Source organism: Kitasatospora humi (genome assembly GCF_020907985.1).
In the GTDB taxonomy this organism is placed as follows: Bacteria; Actinomycetota; Actinomycetes; order Streptomycetales; family Streptomycetaceae; genus Kitasatospora; species Kitasatospora humi.
In genome coordinates this window covers 1-1,256 of sequence record NZ_JAJJPA010000145.1, presented here as the reverse complement: position 1 = coordinate 1,256, position 1,256 = coordinate 1, and the positions used below count along the sequence as shown (strand labels likewise).

Here is a 1,256-nt window from a genome sequence, read left to right as displayed (position 1 = left end):
TCGAACCCCGGCGCCGGGCACGGGCGTTGGTGTTGGGCCTGCTGGCGGACCTGCCGCGCAAGAACTGCTGGACCCTGGCCGAGCACGCGGGCGACGCCACCCCGGACGGCATGCAGCACCTGCTGCACCGGGCGAAGTGGGACGCCGACCAGGTCCGCGACGATGTCCGCGCCTACGTGGTCGAGCATCTGCACGACCCCGAGGCCGTGCTGGTGGTCGATGAAACCGGGGACCTGAAGAAGGGCAGCGCGACCGTGGGTGTCCAGCGGCAGTACACCGGCACCGCGGGCCGCATCGAGAACGCCCAAGTCGCCGTCTACCTGGTCTACTCCGCCGCCCGCGGGCACGCCGCGATCGACCGGGCCCTGTACGTGCCGCGCTCTTGGACCGACGATGCCGAACGCTGCCGAGCCGCCGGCATCCCCGACGACCTCGCCTTCGCCACCAAGCCGCAGCTGGCCGCCCGGATGATCGCCCGCGCCCTGGACGCCAACACGCCCGCCCGCTGGGTGGCCGGCGACGAGGTCTACGGCGACAACCCGCACCTGCGCGAGACGCTGGAAGGCCGTCAGACGGGCTACGTCCTCGCCATCTCCAGCACTCACCGGGTGACCACCAAGGCGGGCCGCTTTCCGGCGAAGGCCCTGGTCGCCCGCATCCCGAAGCGGGCCTGGCAACGGCTGTCCGCCGGGGCCGGGGCCAAGGGCGAGCGCTTCTACGACTGGGCCCAGGTCGACATCGACGGCCCGGACGATCGGCCGGGGCACTGGTGGCTGCTGGTCCGCCGCAACCGCCGAAGCGGCGAACTCGCCTTCTACCGCTGCTTCTCGCCCACCCCGGTGCCGCTGTCCGACCTGGTGCGGGTGGCGGGGCGGCGCTGGACGGTGGAGGAGACGTTCCAGTCCGGCAAGGGCCTGGCCGGGCTGGACGAGCATCAGGTCCGCCGCTGGACCTCCTGGCACCGCTGGGTCACCCTCGCGATGCTCGCCCACGCCTTCCTGGCCGTCACCGCCGCCCTCGAACGCCCAGAACAGGCACCGGCAGCCGACGGGACCAGCCCCGACGGACTGATCCCGCTCACCTGCAACGAGCTCCAGCGGCTGTTCACCGGCCTGATCGTCCGGCCCACCCGCGACGCGACCCACCTGCTTCGCTGGTCCACCTGGCGCCGACGCCACCAGGCCCGGGCCCGCCGCAGCCACTACCGCCGCCAAGCCGCCCTCCATCCGTGAAGATCACGATCTACGGCTGGAGTA

At 72.6% G+C, this 1,256-nt stretch carries 1 protein-coding gene; it reads left to right on the top strand.

All coding sequences use genetic code 11. The annotated features are described in order from the left end of the window. The coding region (locus tag LN042_RS36780; RefSeq protein WP_230055820.1) for an IS701 family transposase at positions 1 to 1,232 on the top strand (1,232 nt) is incomplete at its 5' end. Between the last annotated feature and the right edge of the window lie 24 nt (positions 1,233 to 1,256).